The organism is Mycolicibacterium brisbanense (assembly GCF_001570425.1).
Taxonomy (GTDB): domain Bacteria; phylum Actinomycetota; class Actinomycetes; order Mycobacteriales; family Mycobacteriaceae; genus Mycobacterium; species Mycobacterium brisbanense.
The window spans coordinates 171,423-189,462 of record NZ_BCSX01000021.1; the positions used below are offsets into that span (position 1 = coordinate 171,423).

17 protein-coding genes and 1 pseudogene are annotated in these 18,040 nt (G+C 64.8%); 14 read left to right on the forward strand and 4 right to left on the reverse strand.

Annotated elements, in window-relative coordinates; translation table 11 throughout:
* Position 1: 1 nt before the first annotated feature.
* The gene (locus RMCB_RS10745; RefSeq protein WP_029370359.1) at positions 2–1,498 is read right to left on the reverse strand and encodes a potassium/proton antiporter; all 1,497 of its coding nucleotides are present in this window, start codon (positions 1,496–1,498) and stop codon (positions 2–4) included.
* 80 nt (positions 1,499–1,578) lie between these two features.
* Between RMCB_RS10745 and RMCB_RS10750 the strand changes: the two genes are divergently transcribed.
* The 4 genes from RMCB_RS10750 to RMCB_RS10765 all read left to right on the forward strand — a co-directional run bounded on the left by RMCB_RS10750 (position 1,579) and on the right by RMCB_RS10765 (position 6,450).
* A complete protein-coding gene (locus RMCB_RS10750) occupies positions 1,579–2,268 on the forward strand; it encodes a potassium channel family protein (protein WP_029370358.1) in 690 nt (229 codons plus the stop codon).
* 51 nt (positions 2,269–2,319) lie between these two features.
* A complete protein-coding gene (locus tag RMCB_RS10755; protein ID WP_062828767.1) occupies positions 2,320–4,854 on the forward strand; it encodes a DEAD/DEAH box helicase in 2,535 nt (844 codons plus the stop codon).
* A 128-nt stretch (positions 4,855–4,982) separates the two neighbouring features.
* Positions 4,983–5,705, forward strand: coding sequence for a cutinase family protein (locus tag RMCB_RS10760; protein ID WP_029370356.1), 723 nt, complete (start codon positions 4,983–4,985; stop codon positions 5,703–5,705).
* Positions 5,706–5,832: 127 nt separating this feature from the next.
* The gene (locus RMCB_RS10765) at positions 5,833–6,450 is read left to right on the forward strand and encodes a TetR/AcrR family transcriptional regulator (RefSeq protein ID WP_062828768.1); all 618 of its coding nucleotides are present in this window, start codon (positions 5,833–5,835) and stop codon (positions 6,448–6,450) included.
* A 14-nt stretch (positions 6,451–6,464) separates the two neighbouring features.
* Here RMCB_RS10765 and RMCB_RS10770 read toward each other — a convergent pair whose 3' ends face one another.
* Positions 6,465–7,265, reverse strand: a complete 801-nt coding sequence (locus RMCB_RS10770; protein ID WP_062828769.1) for an enoyl-CoA hydratase/isomerase family protein — start codon at positions 7,263–7,265, stop codon at positions 6,465–6,467.
* 122 nt (positions 7,266–7,387) lie between these two features.
* On the opposite strand from RMCB_RS10770, the gene RMCB_RS10775 reads away from it, so the two are divergent.
* On the forward strand, positions 7,388–8,125 hold the full coding sequence (locus RMCB_RS10775) for an SDR family NAD(P)-dependent oxidoreductase (RefSeq protein WP_062828770.1): 738 nt from the start codon (positions 7,388–7,390) through the stop codon (positions 8,123–8,125).
* Between the two features lie 3 nt (positions 8,126–8,128).
* Here the strand turns inward: RMCB_RS10775 and RMCB_RS10780 are convergent, their stop codons facing one another.
* The gene (locus tag RMCB_RS10780) at positions 8,129–8,422 is read right to left on the reverse strand and encodes a hypothetical protein (RefSeq protein ID WP_062828921.1); all 294 of its coding nucleotides are present in this window, start codon (positions 8,420–8,422) and stop codon (positions 8,129–8,131) included.
* 204 nt (positions 8,423–8,626) lie between these two features.
* Between RMCB_RS10780 and RMCB_RS10785 the strand changes: the two genes are divergently transcribed.
* From RMCB_RS10785 to RMCB_RS10805, 5 genes and pseudogenes are all read left to right on the forward strand, one after another.
* On the forward strand, positions 8,627–9,067 hold the full coding sequence (locus RMCB_RS10785; RefSeq protein ID WP_062828771.1) for a nitroreductase family deazaflavin-dependent oxidoreductase: 441 nt from the start codon (positions 8,627–8,629) through the stop codon (positions 9,065–9,067).
* Between the two features lie 146 nt (positions 9,068–9,213).
* Positions 9,214–10,472: pseudogene (locus RMCB_RS10790) on the forward strand (amidohydrolase).
* 112 nt (positions 10,473–10,584) lie between these two features.
* On the forward strand, positions 10,585–11,193 hold the full coding sequence (locus RMCB_RS10795; RefSeq protein ID WP_201028268.1) for a UbiX family flavin prenyltransferase: 609 nt from the start codon (positions 10,585–10,587) through the stop codon (positions 11,191–11,193).
* Positions 11,190–12,680 (forward strand): UbiD family decarboxylase, encoded by a 1,491-nt coding sequence (locus RMCB_RS10800; protein WP_062828773.1) that lies wholly within the window; start codon positions 11,190–11,192, stop codon positions 12,678–12,680. The genes RMCB_RS10795 and RMCB_RS10800 overlap by 4 nt, the downstream gene beginning before the upstream one ends.
* A gap of 52 nt (positions 12,681–12,732) precedes the next feature.
* Complete coding sequence (locus RMCB_RS10805) at positions 12,733–13,488, forward strand: class I SAM-dependent methyltransferase (RefSeq protein ID WP_063979597.1); 756 nt, start codon at positions 12,733–12,735, stop codon at positions 13,486–13,488.
* Positions 13,489–13,499: 11 nt separating this feature from the next.
* Here the strand turns inward: RMCB_RS10805 and RMCB_RS10810 are convergent, their stop codons facing one another.
* Positions 13,500–14,048: an NADPH-dependent FMN reductase gene (locus RMCB_RS10810; protein WP_029370347.1), complete on the reverse strand. Its 549-nt coding sequence runs from the start codon at positions 14,046–14,048 to the stop codon at positions 13,500–13,502.
* 150 nt (positions 14,049–14,198) lie between these two features.
* Between RMCB_RS10810 and RMCB_RS36020 the strand changes: the two genes are divergently transcribed.
* The 4 genes from RMCB_RS36020 (at position 14,199) to RMCB_RS10825 (ending at position 17,922) form a co-directional block, all read left to right on the forward strand.
* The gene (locus RMCB_RS36020) at positions 14,199–14,366 is read left to right on the forward strand and encodes a hypothetical protein (RefSeq protein WP_165606274.1); all 168 of its coding nucleotides are present in this window, start codon (positions 14,199–14,201) and stop codon (positions 14,364–14,366) included.
* A gap of 48 nt (positions 14,367–14,414) precedes the next feature.
* Positions 14,415–15,068: a GntR family transcriptional regulator gene (locus RMCB_RS10815; protein ID WP_062828774.1), complete on the forward strand. Its 654-nt coding sequence runs from the start codon at positions 14,415–14,417 to the stop codon at positions 15,066–15,068.
* A 329-nt stretch (positions 15,069–15,397) separates the two neighbouring features.
* Entirely contained in the window at positions 15,398–16,684 is a 1,287-nt protein-coding gene (locus RMCB_RS10820) for an MFS transporter (RefSeq protein WP_062828775.1), read from the forward strand.
* An 11-nt stretch (positions 16,685–16,695) separates the two neighbouring features.
* Positions 16,696–17,922, forward strand: a complete 1,227-nt coding sequence (locus RMCB_RS10825; protein WP_063979603.1) for an amidohydrolase — start codon at positions 16,696–16,698, stop codon at positions 17,920–17,922.
* Positions 17,923–18,040 lie beyond the last annotated feature (118 nt).

Consider the following 18,040-nt stretch of genomic DNA (forward strand, 5'->3'; position numbering starts at 1 on the left):
TTCACTCCAGCAGACCGTATTCGTCGAACCAGTGGGCCAGCTTGCCGCGGCGGCTGACCGCTCGCAGCCGCGCTTCGGTGGCGGGCCGCACTTTGCTGGTCGTGACGATGAGGAGCTCGTCGCCGACCTCGATACGCGTATCGGGCAACGGGACGAAAGTGTGGCCGTCCCGCACAATCAGTGTGATCACCGCGGGGTACGGCAGGCGCAGTTCGAGGATCGTGACGTTGTGCAGACGCGACGACGGCTGCACCGTCATGGTGAGCAGTTCCGCGTCGAGGACGTCGAGCGGCGCCGCTTCGACCTGAATCTCCCGGGTGGACTCGGCGGTCACCAGCCCCAGCCGGTTAGCGACGAAGTGCAGGCTCGGGGCCTGGACCAGGGTGAAGATCACCACCAGAACGAAGACGATGTTGAGCAGGCGGTGGCTGTCGGCCACGCCCACGACGATCGGGAAGGTGGCCAGCACGATCGGCACCGCACCGCGCAGCCCGGCCCACGACAGGAACAGCTGCTCCCGCAACGGGATACGGAAGCCGATCAGCGCTCCCAACACCGACAGCGGGCGGGCCACCAACAGCAGCACCAGGCCGACGACGATCGCCGGGATCACGTCGTCGGTCAGTTCATGCGGGTTGACCAACAGCCCGAGCAGGACGAACAGGCCGATCTGCGCCAGCCAGCCGACCCCCTCGGCGAAGGACCGCGTCGCCGATCGGTGAGGCAACCCCGAATTGGCGAGCACGACCGCCGCCAGGTACGCCGCGATGAAGCCGCTCGCATGCGCGCTACCGCCGGCCGCGAACGCGACGAGCCCCAGGCCGAAGGTCGCGATCGGGTACAGCCCGGACGCCGGCAGGGCGATGCGCCGCAACGCGATCGCCCCGAGAAGCCCGACAGTCAGGCCTAGCGCGACACCCACCACCAGCTCGTAGGCGATTTCGGTGAGCGCTCCCTCTGGTTCGAGGACGAACGGCACCACGCTGAACATCAGCACGAGGATGACCGCCGGTGCGTCGTTGAACCCGGATTCGGCCTCAAGCAGACCCGCGAGGCGCCGCGGTAGCGGCAATACCCGCAGCACCGAGAACACCGCGGCCGCGTCGGTGGAGGCCACGATCGCCCCGAGCAGGAGCGACAGCTGCCAATCCATGCGCAGCAGCACGTGGGCACCGACCGCGGTGACGACCGTGCTGATCAACACCCCGATCGTCGCCAGTGACGCCGCTGGCGCCAGCACCTTGCGGATGTCGGCGTAGCGGGTGGTCAAACCACCCTCGACGAGGATCACGGCGAGGGCGGCCGTGCAGACATTCCTGGCGAGTTCGACGTTGTCGAAGTGCAGCCCGATGCCGTCCTCACCGAGAACGACGCCCACCAAAAGGAACAGCAGCAGACTGGGAAATCCCACGCGCGTCGCGACGCGCGTGCCGATGATGCTTGCGAGCAGCACAAGGCCTCCGACCAACAAGGCCAGGTACAACTGTTGCAAGGTCATCAACGTGAAAGTAAATCAGTACCGAAGCGTGTGGTGAGGCCCGGCGTATAGGCAAAAATAACCGGGTGGCGGAACGGAAGATGCGAATCGCGATCGCCGGCGCGGGCAACGTCGGGCGATCCGTTGCGCGCGAGTTGCTCGATTACGGCCACAAGGTCTTGCTCATCGAACGCGAGCGGCGCAAGTACGAGCCCGACACGGCCGCCGAGGCGGACTGGTTGCTGGCCGACGCGTGCGAGATCACCGCACTCGAGGAAGCCGGAATCCAGACCTGCGACGTACTGATCGCCGCGACGGGCGACGACAAGGCCAATCTCGTCATCGGCCTGCTCGCCAAAACCGAGTTCGGCGTGCCCCGGGTCGTCGCCCGCATCAACGACGTCAGCAACCAATGGTTGTTCGGCCCGAGTTGGGGCATCGACGTTGCCGTCTCGACGCCGGGTGCACTGGTCGCCGGCATCGAGGGCGCCATCGACATCGGTCATCTGGTGCGGCTGATGGGCCTGCGTGGCGGCCGTGTCGAGCTGACCAAACTGACCCTGCCCGAAGCCAACCCGCTCGTGGGCCGGCGCGTCGACCAGTTGGACCTTCCGTCGAACACCGCGTTGGTGAGCTTGGTTCGCAGTTCGCAAGTCATCCTGCCGCGCCCCGACGAGGTGCTGGAGGCTGGTGACGAGATGCTGTTCATCGCCAACCGGGCCGCGGAGGGTTCACTGCTGGCGGCTGTTCACGGCGGCCAGCTCCTCCACGACATGCTCGACGACGCCTGACCGGACCTGCCGCGCGGCGTCGAGCAGGGGTCAGGCACGCTGGTCACCACGATGCCCACTGCCCTGCTCGACGACCCCGGCGATCTGTCCGCACTGCGCGCACGAAGCGCTGACCCCGACACGCTGTTCACCGACTTCGCCGCCTGGGCCGAGGCCAACGGCACCGCGCTGTATCCGGCGCAGGAAGAGGCGCTGATCGAACTGGTCAGCGGGGCCAACGTGGTGCTGGCCACCCCGACCGGGTCCGGCAAGTCGCTGGTGGCCACGGGCGCGCTGTACGCGACGTTGGCGGCAGGCAAGCGCAGCTACTACACAGCGCCCATCAAAGCCCTGGTCAGTGAGAAGTTCTTCGCTCTGTGCGACGTGTTCGGTGCGGTGAACGTCGGCATGCTGACCGGCGACGCGGCCGTCAACTCCGACGCGCCGATCATCGCGTGCACGGCGGAGGTGCTCGCCAACATCGCGCTGCGGGAAGGCGCGCAGGCCGACATCGGTCTGGTGGTGATGGACGAGTTCCACTTCTACGGCGACCCCGACCGCGGCTGGGCGTGGCAGGTGCCACTGCTGGAACTGCCGCGTGCCCAGTTCTTGTTGATGTCGGCCACGCTCGGCGATGTCACGTTCCTGCGCGAGGACCTCACCCGGCGCACCGGGCGTCCGACGGCGCTGGTCGCTGGTGCCGAACGACCAGTGCCGCTGTTCTACTCGTATGCGACGACGCCGATGCACGAGACCATTCAGGATCTGCTCGACACCAAGCAGGCCCCGGTCTACGTCGTGCATTTCACCCAGGCCTCGGCGCTGGAACGCGCGCAGGCACTGATGAGTGTCAACGTGAGCACCAAGGACGAGAAGGCCGCGATCGCCGAGGCCATCGGCGGCTTCCGTTTCACGTCGGCGTTCGGGTCGACGCTGTCGCGGCTGGTGCGGCACGGCATCGGTGTGCACCACGCCGGGATGCTGCCGAAGTACCGACGGCTGGTGGAGCAGCTTGCTCAGGCCGGTCTGCTGAAGGTCATCTGCGGCACCGACACCCTCGGCGTCGGCATCAACGTGCCGATCCGGACCGTGGTGTTCTCGGCGCTGTCGAAGTACGACGGCACCCGCACCCGGTTGCTCAGTGCCCGTGAGTTCCACCAGATCGCGGGCCGGGCCGGGCGCGCGGGTTACGACACCGTCGGCACCGTCGTCGTTCAGGCGCCCGACCATGAGGTGGAGAACCTCAAGCAGTTCGCGAAGGTTGCCGACGATCCCAAGAAGCGCCGAAAGCTGGTGCGCCGCAAGGTTCCCGAGGGCATGGTGCCCTGGAGCGAGGCCACCATGAACCGGTTGGTCTCTGCTGCGCCCGAGGCGTTGACGAGCAACATGCGGGTGTCGACGGCGATGATTCTCGATGTCGTGGATCGGCCCGGCGATCCCTTCGTGGCGATGCGCCGGTTGCTCACCGACAACCACGAGCCCCGTAAGCGGCAACTCCGGCACATCCGCGAAGCCGTCGGCATCGCCCGGTCGCTGTTACAGGCCGGGGTGTTGGAGCGCCTCGACGAACCCGAGCCCGACGGGCGGCGGTACCGGCTGACCGTTGACCTACCGCCGGACTTCGCACTGAACCAGCCGTTGTCGACGTTCGCGCTCGCCGCGATCGACCTGCTCGATCCCGAATCGGAAACCTATGCGCTGGACGTGGTTTCGGTGATAGAGGCGACGCTGGAGGATCCGCGCCAGATTCTGGCAGCACAGTTGAACAAGGCCAGGGGCGAGGCCGTCGCGCAGATGAAGGCCGACGGCATCGAATACGAGGAGCGCATCGAGCTGCTCGATGAGGTCAGCTATCCCAAGCCGCTCGAAGAACTGCTCAACCATGCCTTCGACGTCTACCTACGCACCAACCCGTGGGCCGCGGACGGCCGGCTGTCTCCCAAGTCGATCGTGCGGGAGATGTGGGAGCGCGCCATGACGTTCCGGGAGTTCGTCAGCGCCTACGGACTGACACGGTCGGAAGGTGCTGTGCTGCGCTATCTGTCCGACGCGTTCAAAGCCCTGCGATCCGGTGTTCCCGCCGCGGCCCGTACCGACGAGGTCATCGACATCGTCGAGTGGATCGGCGAGCTTGTCCGCCAGGTCGATTCGAGCCTGCTCGATGAATGGGAGCAGCTCACCGATCCCGATCAGCCCCATGACGTGCCCGTCGCGACGCCGACCCGGCCGCGCCCACTGACCGGCAACGAACGTGCCTTCACCGCGATGGTCCGCAACGCGTTGTTCCGCCGGGTCGAGTTGTTCGCCAGGAGACGCTGGGACGAACTCGGCGAGCTCGACGGCGACGCCGGCTGGTCCGCGCAGCGATGGGAAGAGGTCGGTCTGGAGTACTTCGCCGAGCATTCCGACCTCGGCACCGGCGCCGATGCGCGCGGCCCCGCGATGCTGATCTTCGACCGGCAGCCCGGCGTGTGGCGGGTACGGCAGATCCTCGACGACCCGGCGGGCGACCGGGACTGGGGGTTCGACGTCGAGGTGGACCTCGAAGAGTCCGACGAAGCAGGGACCGCGGTACTGCGCCTGGTGGACGCCGGCAGAATGGACTGACCGGTCCGTGTTCCACATCACACCGGCGATCGGGTTCGAGTGAGAGAATGCTGGGTATCTGCTTGGCGTGAATTGTGGGGCCAACGGCGCTTCCGCGAGTCTGTGTGTCGAGGGTTGGGGGTTGTCGCATGAACCGAATCAATCGCTGGTTGGTTGCCGCTGCGGTCGCACCGTTCGCGGCGGCGGGGTCGCTCGCCGTGGCCGGGCAGGCATCCGCGGAGTCATGTCCTGATGTGCAGGTGGTGTTCGCCAGAGGCACGTTCGAGCCTCCCGGCGTCGGCCGTGTCGGTGAGGCGTTCGTCGATTCCCTCCGCGCGAAGGTCCCCGGCAAGTCCGTCGATGTCTATGCGGTGAACTATCCGGCGTCTCTTGACTTCGCGACTGCCGCCGACGGTGTGGTCGACGCCAGTAACAAGGTCCGCGACACCGCCAACGTGTGCCCGAACACCAAGATGGTGCTCGGTGGCTACTCGCAAGGCGCCGCCGTCGCGGCGTACATCACCGCCGATGCCGTCCCGGCAGGCTTCGCCCTGCCGCCGGGGCTCACCGGGCCGATGCCGGCATCGGTCGTCGACCACGTCGCCGCGGTCGCGCTCTTCGGCAAGCCGTCCAGCGGCTTCCTGCAGATGATCTACACCGGCGCCCCGCCGATCAAGGTCGGCGCCCAGTACGCACCCAAGACCCTCGACCTGTGTATCCCCGAGGATCCGGTGTGCTCGCCGACCGGCAGCGACAACGGCGCGCACAACCAGTACGCCGACAACGGGATGACCGATCAGGCGGCCCAGTACGCTGCCGGCCACCTCGGAGCGGGGACTTCCGTGACCGCGGAGCAGGCCACGCACCGCTGAGCCGGGCGAGCTTTTCGGGATCTGGGTCGGCTGTTCGGCCACTCGGTCGGTTTACCGAACGCGCGGGAGGGTCTTCGCTACGATGGCGTCGACCAACCGCGCGCAGTGCCGAGGGAGCGATGGCCGTATGGATGCTGAACCCGCGACCGGGTCCAGCCGTGTGGCCCGGCGACGTGACCGCCGCAAGGCTGAGATCGTCAGGACAGCCACCCGGATCCTGACGGAGTCCGGTTACCAGGGGATGAGCCTGGAAGGGGTCGCCGAGCAGACTGATATCGCGAAAGCGACGCTGTACCACTACTTCTCGTCAAAGGACGAGCTGGTCGCCGCGGCGCTGGAGTCGCTCACGCAGGAGGTGCTGCACCGCCTGACCGCACGTGAAGAGACCCTCGGAGAGGTGTCCGCCCGGGACCATCTGGCAGCGCTCATCGATGAGCAGATCCTGATCCTGACCGAGACCGCGCCCGAGGTGGCGACGGTGTTCTCGTGGCCGGGCAGCTGGCCGAAGGTCTTCGAGGAACCGATGAAGGACATGCGCCGCAGGCACGACGCCGTGTTCCGCAAGGTCGCCGAGCAGGGCATCGCGAGCGGCGAATTCACCTGTCCCAACATCAATGTCGCCTTGCAATGCCTGCACGGAATCCTCAACCAGTCCTCGGTGTGGATCCGGCCGGGAGCCCATGACGACGACCGGGCTGAATTACGGGCCGCGGTCGTGGACCGCGCGTTGCGCATCTTCGACTGAGCCGCGCTCGTGGCTCAGGACTCGGCGGAAGGGAACCGCGGAGCCCGCTTCTCGCGCAGCGCGGTGTATCCCTCGACCACGTCGGGCCCGAGAAAGGTGAGCATTTCGTAGGCCGCCGATTGGTCGAAGATCGGCCCGGCTTGGCGCAGCCAGTTGTTCAGCGACCGCTTGGTCAGTCGGATGGCCTGCTGGGCGCCTGCGGCGAGCCCGTCGGCGATCCGCAAGGCCTCATCCAGGACCTCCTCGCGGGGAAGGGCTTTGGCCACCAGACCGATGCGTTCGGCTTCGATGCCGGTGATCATCTCCCCCGTCATCAGGTAGTACTTGGCCTTGGCCATCCCTGCCAGCAGCGGCCAGATGATGGCGGCGTGATCGCCCGCGGCCACACCGAGTTTGACGTGACCATCGCCGATCCGGGCATCCTCGGCGACGATCGCGATGTCGGCGAGCAATGCCGCTACCGCGCCCGCCCCGACTGCCACGCCGTTGATGGCCGACACGATCGGTTTGTCGCAGTTGATCATGTTGTAGACCAGATCGCTCATCTCACCGAGCATGTGCGAAACCCGTTGGTAGTCACCGGCCATCCGCTCCACCATGGCCAAGTCACCGCCCGCGCTGAACGCCTTGCCCGCACCGGTGATCACAGCGACGCGGGTGTCGTGGTCGGTGGAGACGTCGCGCCAGATGCGGGCCAGCTCGGCGTGCATCTCTTCATCGGCCGCGTTGTATTTCTCCGGTCGGTCGATGGTGATGAGCAAGACCCCGTTGTCCCGGCGGCTCAGTGTCAGTTGCCGGTAGTCGTCGAGGTTCATGTCGTCTCCGTCTCGTGTGGGTCGGCGAGGCCTGGCACATCCCGGTGCCCCCCAAAGCTAGGACAGTTCGACCAGATAGGTCAATAATCGACCGCACGGTTGATTTTTCTGGAGGAGACAACATGCGACTCGACAACAAGACCGCCGTCGTCACCGGCGCGGCGTCGGGAATCGGCCGGGCAATCGCCGTCGAGCTCGGCGCCGCGGGCGCGAGGGTCGTCGCCGTCGACCGTGATCCACAAGGCTTGTCCGACACGGTCGCCGCCATCGGCACGACCGCCACCGCCCATGTGGTCGACCTCGCCGACGCCGCCGCGATCACCGCCTTGCGGGATGCCGTCGTGGCCGGGGACGTCCCGCAGATCATCGTCAACGCGGCCGGCTTCGACCGGAGACAGCCCTTCATGTCCAACGACGATGCCCTGTGGGAGTCGCTCGTCGCGGTGAATTTCCTCGGCCCGGTCCGGCTCACCCGCGCCTTCCTCGAACCGATTCTGACGGCGGAGGCGACGGCAAAGATCGTCAACATCGCCAGTGACGCAGGACGCGTGGGGTCCCTGGGCGAGACCGTCTACGCCGGGACCAAGGGCGGGCTGATCGCCTTCACCAAGTCACTGGCCCGCGAGATGGCGCGCTATCGCATCAACGTCAACTGCGTGTGCCCAGGCCCAACCGACACGCCGCTCTTCGCGTCACTGCCGGAGAAAGTGCGCGACGGACTGATCCGCGCCATCCCGTTCCGACGGCCGGCGACTCCGGCGGAGATCGCCGACGCCGTGCTGTTCTTCGCGTCCGACCGCGCGAACTACATCACCGGCCAGGTGCTCAGTGTCAGCGGCGGCCTCACCATGGCCGGCTGAGGTTCAGTGATTGCGATGTACACCAGGCGGTTCGGTCGGTGCAGGCGGTGCCAGCACGGTCGGCGTGAACAGGTTTCCACCGCCGGGAGTGATGCTCTTCTCGGTCGGTGACGCGGGAGCTCCCGTGGGCGGCGGCGCAGGCGTGGTGGTGGTCGTGGTTGTCGTCGTCGTTGTCGTTGTCGTGGGACCCGACGGTGCCTGTTTCCCGCCGCACGCCGCGGTGAACATGCCCAGCACCACAAGCACGCCGCCGCCGGCGACGACGACGCGGCGACGATTCTGGTGACGATGTTCCATCGCCATCTCCCATCTGCACGAGGAACCCCCGATGTGACCGTACGCGCACCTCGGGCATCCGGTCGGGTATCCAAATAGCCTGCGATCTCTGATAATTCACTGTGCAGAAGCTGCAAGCCAGGCGGGATGTCGATGGGAAGCGACCGCGCGGCTCACGACCTACGCTCGGTTCAGACGCGCCCTCTATCAGAATGAGAACACGTGATGAACACCAATACGCTCAAGGACAGCGGTGCCAAACTGATGAACCTCGCACACCGGTTTGTCCTCACGGTCAGCGGGAGACGGTTGCTGGCCCAACCGTTCGGAATGCCGTTGGTCGAACTCCACACAGTTGGGCGCAAGTCCGGTCAGCCACGGTCCTGCTATCTGACGACGCCGGTGCACGACAGCAAGCGGGTGGTACTCGTGGCCTCGAAGGGCGGCGACGACCGCCACCCTGACTGGTACCGGAATCTGCAAGCCCACCCTGATGCCGAGTTGGTGATCAACGGGGAGCGTCGAAAGGTGCACGCCCGCACCGCCACCCCCGACGAGAGGGCCGAGCTGTGGCCGAAGATCGTCGCGTCGTACCAGGGTTACGCGAACTATCAGAAGCGGACGGCTCGTGAAATACCCGTCGTGATCTGCGACGTGACGGGCTGAGCCGCGCGCAGCCAATCGTGGCCCATCGAGCGAAGCACTGAAACCGGTTACCGGGCATGGTGTTTCGGTAGGCGGTTGGCTCGATTCACGCTGTCGGCGCACAGGTTGGGGGCCTACGATGGTCGGGCACCGACCGGGAGGACGACATGACGATCGATTTGCCGAAAGACTGGGCCGACCGGCTGGGAGCGGGCCTCGCCGATTTCTATCGCGACTTGCACGCGCACCCCGAGCTGTCCTTCCAGGAGCACCGCACGGCGGCGAAGGTCCAGGAGGCGATCGCGCCGCTCGGCCTCGAGGTGACCTCAGGCGTCGGCGGGGCGGCACCGGTGTCGTGGCCGTGCTGCGCAACGGGCCCGGGCAGGTCGTGTGGCTGCGGGCGGATTTCGACGCCCTACCGGTGCAAGAACAGACCGGCCTGCCGTATGCGAGCACGGCCCGGGCCACCAACCCGGACGGCAAGGACGTCCCGGTCATGCACGCATGCGGGCACGATATGCACACCACTGCACTCGTCGGCACGCTGCAGTTGCTGACCGAGACCAAGCAGCACTGGTCGGGCACCGTGGTCGCGGTGTTCCAACCGGCCGAGGAGATCGGTGGCGGAGCCGCGGCGATGATCGCCGACGGCATCCTGGACCGCTTCCCTACTCCCGATGTCGTCCTCGGCCAGCACGTCGGGCCGATACCCGCGGGGTTCATCGCCTACAAGACCGGGGTGGCCATGGCAGCTGCCGACTCTCTGAAGCTGCAGCTGTTCGGCCATGGCGGGCACGGCTCCCAACCCGAATCGACCGTCGATCCGGTGGTGATGGCCGCCAACGTCGTGCAGCGGCTGCAGACGATCGTGTCGCGGGAGCTGTCGCCGTTCGACCCGGCCGTCGTCACGGTCGGCTACCTGCACGCCGGCGCGAAAGACAACATCATTCCCGATGACGCCGAACTCGGGATCAACGTCCGCACCTTCGACGAGACCGTGCGCAGCAAGACCCTGGCCTCCATCAGCCGCATCGCCCAGGCCGAGGCGACCGCGTCCGGGGCCAGCAAGGAGCCCGCCCTGACCACCACGCACAGCTTCCCCGTGACGGTCGTCGATGACCCCGTCATGCAGCAACTGGCCGCGGTGTTCCGTGATCACTTCGGCGCGGAGCGGGTCATCGAGAATCCCCAGCCGCTGGCAGGAAGCGAGGATGTCGGCCAATTCGGCACCGCCGCGGGTGCGCCGACGGCGTTCTGGTTCTGGGGCGGCTATCCGCAGGAGACCTACGACGAATCGGCACAGAGCGGGCGGCCGGTACCCACCAACCACTCGCCGTTGTTCGCACCCGTCCTCGAGCCCACACTGTCGACCGGAGTCGAGGCCCTCACCATCGCCGCTCTCTCGCGCCTGAACACCACCCGGTAGTTGCCACCGCGATCCTGCCGGATCGTTGCAATCCATCTGGAAACATGGGCACGACGTCCGCCTCCGGCGGACGCTGTGGCAATACAGCCCTGATTCGGGAGGTACGCGGACGGTGAAGCTCGTCGTCGCAATGACCGGGGCGACCGGGGCACCGATCGGCGTCCGGCTCCTCGAGGCGCTGCGCGAACTGCAGGTCGAAACCCACCTCGTGATCAGCAGGTGGGCCCGCACCACGCTCGCCCAGGAAACCGGCCTGGCGGTCAAGACGGTCGAGGCGATGGCCGACACTGTCTACAAGCCGGACGATCAGGGCGCAGCCATTGCCAGCGGGTCCTACCGCGTCGACGGCATGGTCATCGCCCCCTGCAGCATGAAGACCCTCGCAGCGCTGCGCACGGGCTACGGCGACGGGCTCATCGGGCGCGCCGGCGACGTCACGCTCAAAGAGCGTCGCCGACTGGTGCTGGTCGCCCGGGAAGCGCCCCTGTCGGCGGTCCACCTGGAGAACATGCTGGAGCTGACACGTATGGGCGCCACCATCTTTCCGCCCGTGCCCGCGTTCTACAACAACCCGCGGACCATCGAGGATGTCGTGGACTACATCGTGGCGCGTGTGCTCGATCAGTTCGGTCTCGACATGCCACATCCCGGCAGATGGGTGGGCCAAACATCACCGAGGGACCGGCTGGCCGTCGCGAACCGATCGGAGGACGCCGAGTGACATTGTGCGATCCAGCACTGGATTTCCGGGACTTCGTCTCCACGCTTCTCGAACGAAAAGACGCGGTGCGGATCGGCACCGAGGTGAGCCCGCACCTCGAGGCTGCCGCGATCACTCGGCGGGTCTATGACACCCGCAGTCCTGCACCCCTTTTCGAGAACCTGACCGGTGCGGCACCGGGATTCCGGCTACTCGGGGCGCCCGCTGGGTTGTCTGGGCCGGGCACCGAATTCGGCCGGGTCGCAGCGCATATCGGCCTGGCGCCCACCGCGACCGCGCGGGACATCGTGGAGCATCTGGTCCGCGCTATGCACGCCGAGCCCATCGCCCCGCGTGTGGTCGACAAGGGTGCGGTCCAGGAGAACATCCGGACCGGAGCGGACGTCGACCTGGAGCAGTTCCCCGTCCCGTTGCTGCACCAGCAGGACGGCGGCCGCTATTTCGGGACGTACGGATACCACATCGTCCAAACCCCGGACGGGTCGTGGACGAGCTGGTCGATCTCGCGGTCGATGCTGCACAGCCGCAACACCCTCGTCGGCCCGGCCATGCCCCAGCAGCATCTCGGCATGATCCACCGCATGTGGCAGGAGCGCGGCCGGCCCACGCCGTGGGCGTTCGTCGCCGGCGCTCCGCCGGCATCGCTGGTGGCGGCCGGTATGCCGTTGCCCGAGCACATCAACGAAGACGGCTACGTCGGCGCGTTGGCGGGCCGCCCGGTGGACGTGGTCCGAGCACAGACCAACGACCTCTACGTGCCTGCCAACGCCGAGATCGTGCTCGAGGGGTACATCAGCCCGGACGAGACCGCCCCAGAAGGCCCGATGGGCGAGTACCACGGCTATCAGTTCGACGATCCCCGCGAGCAACCGGTGTTTCATGTCGAAGCGATCACTCACCGCAATGACCCGATCCTGCCGTTCTGTGTGGCGGGCGTTCCGCCCGAGGAGAACCACACCATCTGGGGCACCATGATCTCGGCGGTCGCACTGGATGTGTTGCGCTCGAACGGTCTTCCGATCGACATGGCGTGGTGCAGCTACGAGGCCGCCACGTGCTGGATCGTGCTGTCGGTGGATCTGGACGAGCTACGGCGTAACCCTACGACCCAGTCCGAACTCGTGGATGCCGTTGCGGGCGTGCTCTTCTCGTCGCATGTCGGGTGGCTGGTTCCGAAGATCCTGCTGGTTGCCAACGATCTCGACGTCACCGATATCACCGATGTGGCTTGGGCTTTGGCAACCCGGCACCATCCGGCCACCGGCACGTACCGCTTCGACGACGCACCGGGGATCCCACTGGTTCCGTACCTCAGCGCCGACGACCGCGCCGCGGGCCGCGGCGGCAAGGCAATCGTCAGTTGCCTGCAGCCGACCCAGCTGGCCGGTGTCACCTCGGGCAGCACCGCAAATTTCGACAATGCGTTCCCCGACGCGGTACGGGAACGCGTGCTGCGCAACTGGTCGTCGTACGGCTTCGATTCCTGACAGCTTGTCGCGTTTACGGGACGCGGTCTCCGGCGCGCAGCAGACAACCGGCATGCTGGACGACATGGAGGAACTGCACGCTGACCGCAGGCGGGCCGAATCATTCGGCGCGGCGTCCGACGATTACGACCGGTACCGGCCGCGGTATCCGCAGGCGCTCATCGCCGATCTGATCACCGCTCCCGGGCTGGCGACACTGGATGTCGGTGCGGGCACCGGCATTTCATCGGTCCAGTTGATGCAGGCCGGCGCGACGGTTCTCGCCGTCGAGCCCGATCAGCGCATGGCCGCCGTCGCCGCCGCCAAAGGGGTTACCGCCGAGCTCGCCACGTTCGAGGACTGGCAGCCGCAGGCCCGGACATTCGACTTGGTGGTGTTCGCCCAGTCGTTTCACTGGGTCCAGCCCCGGCCCGCGCTGGCCAAGGTGCGCGGCATCCTCAATCCCGGTGGGCGTCTCGTGCTGTTGTCCAACCGGATCGTGCCGAAGTCGCCGACGTGGGCCGATATGGACGACATCTACAGCGACTATCTCGGTGAGGCCCGGAGTTCGATCGTCGACGCCACCCGCCTGGCCGAGGTGACCGCGCTCATCGAAGACGGCGGCTTCACCGTGGATACCCGCAGTGTCGTCGAGCAGTTGCACTACACCACCGAGGACTGGCTGAATCTGGTGTTCACGTATTCCAACCACCTGACCCTCACCGCGTCGGCCCGCGATGAGCTGCGCGGCCGCCTCGCCGAGCGGCTCGGCGGTGACGGGGTCGACGCGGTCAACGACGCGCTGGCCGTTGTCTGCACACCCGCGTAAGGGGCGGTCAGTTACGCAATCACCTTGCCGGTCAAGGTGATCAGCTGGTCGAACAGGACGCTCAATTCGCCGTCGCGTCGTTCCAGCGGCGCGAACCCGTCAGCACCGAAGTCCTGGAACAGGGACAGTGCCACCTGTGCGCGGACATCGAGCATCTGGAAGTTCGCAACGATCTGCCGCCAGTGCTCGACGGCGCGGACACCGCCGTCGGCACCGTAGGACACGAACGCGATGGTCTTCTGGAACCATTCGGAGCCGAGGCTGTCGACGGCGTTCTTCAGCGCACCGGGGACCCCGTGGTTGTACTCGGGGGTGACGAAGATGAAGCCGTCACACGAGTCGATCGCCTGACTCCAACGCGTGACATTCGGCGAATCGTATTGCTTCTGCGCCGTTGCCGGTACGGTCGCCGAGGTCAGCAAGGGAACGTCGAACTCCTTGAGATCCAGGACCTCGAAATCCGCATCGGCGCGCTGCGCGGCACTTTTGGCGACCCAGTCGCCGACGGCCTTGCCGTTGCGGCCCTCGCGAATCGACCCGATGACGATACCGATCTTCATGACTTCTCCCTCCAACCTGCCGTCACACTGTGAAAGTGGTTCGCGGGCGCGCGCTCATCCCGTTTGAGCTGATTGCGCCGACCACCGCAGCCTATAGTGACGTCGCCGTGCATTAGCGGGATCACGACCGATGCTCAGCGGAGGAGTGCCATGACGCGATCCGGTGTCGATCTGGGTGTCCTGAGCACCCTGCCGTTGCGCGCCAGTGCGCTGGACTCGCCGGAGGCGATACAGGAGTGGCTGCGTTCGGCGGGCCCTGCCGAACGCAGCAGGCAGGTCGGCGCGATGTCGAAGGCGGTGAGCGGCTGTATACGATAGCCAGCAAATGACGATGTGCTGTGAGATTGAGGTAGTCGGTGACTTTGAATGAGACTTCCTGATTCAGAGCCGATCGCGCGTGCGGAACCACTGCGCGAGGCGGTCTATGACCGGATCATCGAGTTGCTGTGTTCTGGCGAGTATCCACCGGGCTCGGTGTTGACTGAAGCTAGCCTCAGCCGGATGTTAGCGGTTTCTCGAACCCCGGTTCGAGAGGCGCTGCTACGCCTGCAGGCAGAAGGTGTACTCCAATCATCATTGGCCCGAGGCTTCACCGTTCGACCCCTCGATCGGCGCGACGTAGTCGAGTTGTATCCCATCCTCGCGGCGCTGGAGGGCCTTGCCGCTCGGTCAATAACAAATCCCAGCAAGGCAATGCTGAAGGAACTCCGATCCACCGCTGCAGCGATCGTGCGCTGCAGCGACGGGATCGAGCGATGGCGACTCGACACCAAGTTTCATCGCACGCTGGTTGCCGCCGGTGGCAATGAGCACCTCGTCGAAATGATCGGGCAACTGCGAATCAACTTGTCCCGCTACGAGCTGACATTTATGCGGGAAATGCCATCACGAGATAACGCGGACGACCAACACGGACAGATCATCGCTGCGCTAGAAGATCGCTCGCCGGACCAGGCAGCCCGGATACTGGACCAGCACTGGCGCAATGGCCAGGAGCAGCTTTTGGATTGGTTGAGCTGACACGCTGCGCGGCCTGATGCACCAGCGAGGTTCGCGCTCAGGATATCCCTTCGACGAACCACGAACCGTCACTGCCTGGTGGTAGACCACTCTTAAGACAGCGAACGACTAATCTTTACGACCTAGCGGTCATCGTATACGATGAGCACTCACCGTTTATCGGCAAGCTTGTCATTGCCGCCGCACTTCCGTACATGCCCGCGACAGGAACGCTCTGGCCTTCACCATGGCGGCCGGGCGAACGGTGAGACCGCGGGATCGCGCCGCATGCTGCGTTTGTGCATCGCTCAGCCCGCCGAAGTATCCAGACCTGCGACCAGGAGACCTCAATGTCAACGTCGGCCAGCACATCACACACACAACAGTCGACCGCCAGGAGATCCCTGGCTGCTATAGGGATCGGCAACGCGCTGGAATGGTATGACTGGACGATTTATGCTGTCTTCTCTCCTCTCCTCGCGCAAGCGTTTTTCCCCCAATCCGCTGGAGTCACTGCACTATTGGAGACGCTTGCAGTCTTCGCGGTTGGGTTCTTCTTCCGCCCGCTTGGCGGGCTACTGCTGTCCGCGGTCGCGGATCAATATGGGCGACGCGTATCACTCGCTGTGGCCATAAGTTTGATGGCGCTCGGCTCTCTCATTATCGGCATAGCGCCGACATCTGAGACTGCAGGCGTCCTGGCACCACTTCTGCTTGTAGTTGCGCGGGTCATGCAGGGACTGTCGACTGGTGGTGAATTTGGTGCTGGCACAACATATCTGGCCGAGATCGCTCCCCCGGGGAAACGGGGCACCTACTCTTCTTTCTACTACATCACCGACACGCTCGGGACAATGATGGCTGTCGCTACGTCGTTCGCACTGAGATCGTTGCTGCAACCAGGCGACATTCACGCGTGGGGGTGGCGGATCCCCTTCATTCTCGGCGCAATCCTGGGGATCATCGGCTTCGTGGTGCGGAGATCCATCGCCGAGTCGGAAGTCTTCATGGATAGCGAGAAAATCGCAAAGCCTAGGCTCCTCGACGCTATTCGACTACATCCGAGAGCCTCACTGCAGGTCTTCGGCATCACCGCCGGGGCGACAGCCTGGTTCTACACCTTCGGCATTTATCTACCCAGCTATGCCAAAGTTCAGAACGAGGGCGGATCCCGGGCGATCGATATCGCAACTCTGATCGCTGAAGCAGTATTTTGCATCGCACTTCCCTTCTTTGGCGCATTCTCCGACCGGTTCGGACGGCGATTGTCGGCGTTGCTGTTCTACGGAATCGCAACGGTAGCTGCGATACCGCTGTTCCTTTTGTTTACACCCAGTGCGGCCGTGGTGTTCGCCATACAGACTTTGGGCCTGCTCATTTTCGCATTCTATGGATCGATAGCACCAACACTCATGTCGGAAATGTTCCCTACCGAGGTTCGAGCAGCCGGACTCGGCTTTCCTTATGCCGTTGCTGTTGCACTCATTGGTGGAACCGCTCCGTACGTCTTAGAATTACTGAGCAAGAACGGTTCAGGCATTATGTTTGCTGTTTACCTGACGGCTTTGAGTTTCATTTCATTCGTCGTCGCATGGTCATTGCGCGACCGGCGTCACGACGACTTGCGGAACATCTGAAGATTATGACTATGTCAGTTTCATTGGCTCGCCGCATAGCCGACCTCTACGGCCAATCGCAAATGGCAGAGGTGAGAAGGCATCGTCGCGTTCTTCACCAAATACCCGAGCTGGCCTACCGAGAGTTCCAAACCGCGGCGTACGTCGAACGTTATCTCAGTACCCTTGGTTTAGAGGTATGCAGGCCGACGACAACCAGCGTCTTGGGCTCGCTGCGTACCGGACGGGCGGGTCCCACCGTAATCGTCCGCGCGGACATGGACGCTTTAGCGATCGCTGAAGAAACAGGTCTGTCTTTTGCCTCAACGAATGGCAGCATGCATGCCTGCGGCCACGATGGCCACATGGCTGTCGTTCTTACCCTTGCCGGCATCCTTTCTAATAACTGCGCCGACCTGTGTGGCGAGATTCGCTTCCTCTTCCAACATGCAGAAGAACCACTACCAAGTGGGGCTCCCGAGATCATTGCCGCTGGTGTATTGGATGGCGCCGATATGATTATCGGGCACCATGTATGGACGCCTTTTCCTCTGGGTGTCGTCGACGTGTGCGCGGGGCCAATAATGGCCTCCTGCGACTATTTTGACATTACCGTCCGAGGCACCGGCGGCCACGGCGCGATGCCCCACGAGTCAGCCGACGCCATCTGCATGGCAGCGCAAATAGTCTCGAATGTACAGCACATTGTCTCCCGCGAAATCAGCGCGCTAGACTCAGCGGTAATCTCGATTACGGGTATCGATGGCGGAACTGAGTACAACGTCATCCCCGCCAGTGTCGCATTACGCGGCACAGTGCGCGCGTTCGATGAGAGAACGCGCGAGTACATATTCGCACGGCTACAGACGCTCGCCAGTTCCATCGCGGCGGCGCACGGGGGGTCGGCCTGCGTGCGGAAGATAGCGGGATCGCCGCCAGTGGAGAATCACCCTGAACTTGCGGAGATCGGGCGACAGGCCTTAAGCGCGCTCGATCTGACCCAGCCCTCACCAGAACTCAGAATGTCAACGGCGGGAGAAGATTTCGCCTGGTACCAGAAGGAAGTTCCAGGATTGTTCTTTCTCGTCGGGGGAACGCCGCAAGGAGCCGCTTCGATACCTCATCACCACCCCAAGTTCGATTTCGACGACGCAGCGATGGACATTGGAGTCAGGATGTTTCTCTACCTGACTCTATCTCGATCGATAGGCGCCCAGCCCTGTCCACCTGCTCCCCAACGCGATTCGGCCCTTCCATGACAGTGCGAGTGCGAGCGCTCAAAGGTCCCTGCCGACCGTGGCACAACGTCGCTAATCTCGCAGCGGCGCATAAGAAGCGGTTGACCAGTAACGGTATCGCCGTGGTCGCAATGTCGTC

What these genes read in the sequence shown, in the direction of transcription:
- RMCB_RS10750 (WP_029370358.1), top strand. Translation starts at nt 1,579, where the DNA reads ATGCGAATCGCGATCGCCGGCGCGGGCAACGTCGGGCGATCCGTTGCG.
- RMCB_RS10820 (WP_062828775.1), top strand. Translation starts at nt 15,398, where the DNA reads ATGTCAACGTCGGCCAGCACATCACACACACAACAGTCGACCGCCAGG.
- RMCB_RS10760 (WP_029370356.1), top strand. Translation starts at nt 4,983, where the DNA reads ATGAACCGAATCAATCGCTGGTTGGTTGCCGCTGCGGTCGCACCGTTC.
- RMCB_RS10755 (WP_062828767.1), top strand. Translation starts at nt 2,320, where the DNA reads ATGCCCACTGCCCTGCTCGACGACCCCGGCGATCTGTCCGCACTGCGC.
- RMCB_RS10780 (WP_062828921.1), bottom strand. Translation starts at nt 8,422, where the DNA reads ATGGAACATCGTCACCAGAATCGTCGCCGCGTCGTCGTCGCCGGCGGC.
- RMCB_RS10770 (WP_062828769.1), bottom strand. Translation starts at nt 7,265, where the DNA reads ATGAACCTCGACGACTACCGGCAACTGACACTGAGCCGCCGGGACAAC.
- RMCB_RS10745 (WP_029370359.1), bottom strand. Translation starts at nt 1,498, where the DNA reads ATGACCTTGCAACAGTTGTACCTGGCCTTGTTGGTCGGAGGCCTTGTG.
- RMCB_RS10825 (WP_063979603.1), top strand. Translation starts at nt 16,696, where the DNA reads ATGTCAGTTTCATTGGCTCGCCGCATAGCCGACCTCTACGGCCAATCG.
- RMCB_RS10810 (WP_029370347.1), bottom strand. Translation starts at nt 14,048, where the DNA reads ATGAAGATCGGTATCGTCATCGGGTCGATTCGCGAGGGCCGCAACGGC.
- RMCB_RS10785 (WP_062828771.1), top strand. Translation starts at nt 8,627, where the DNA reads ATGAACACCAATACGCTCAAGGACAGCGGTGCCAAACTGATGAACCTC.
- RMCB_RS10805 (WP_063979597.1), top strand. Translation starts at nt 12,733, where the DNA reads ATGCTGGACGACATGGAGGAACTGCACGCTGACCGCAGGCGGGCCGAA.
- RMCB_RS10765 (WP_062828768.1), top strand. Translation starts at nt 5,833, where the DNA reads ATGGATGCTGAACCCGCGACCGGGTCCAGCCGTGTGGCCCGGCGACGT.
- RMCB_RS10815 (WP_062828774.1), top strand. Translation starts at nt 14,415, where the DNA reads ATGAGACTTCCTGATTCAGAGCCGATCGCGCGTGCGGAACCACTGCGC.
- RMCB_RS10775 (WP_062828770.1), top strand. Translation starts at nt 7,388, where the DNA reads ATGCGACTCGACAACAAGACCGCCGTCGTCACCGGCGCGGCGTCGGGA.
- RMCB_RS36020 (WP_165606274.1), top strand. Translation starts at nt 14,199, where the DNA reads ATGACGCGATCCGGTGTCGATCTGGGTGTCCTGAGCACCCTGCCGTTG.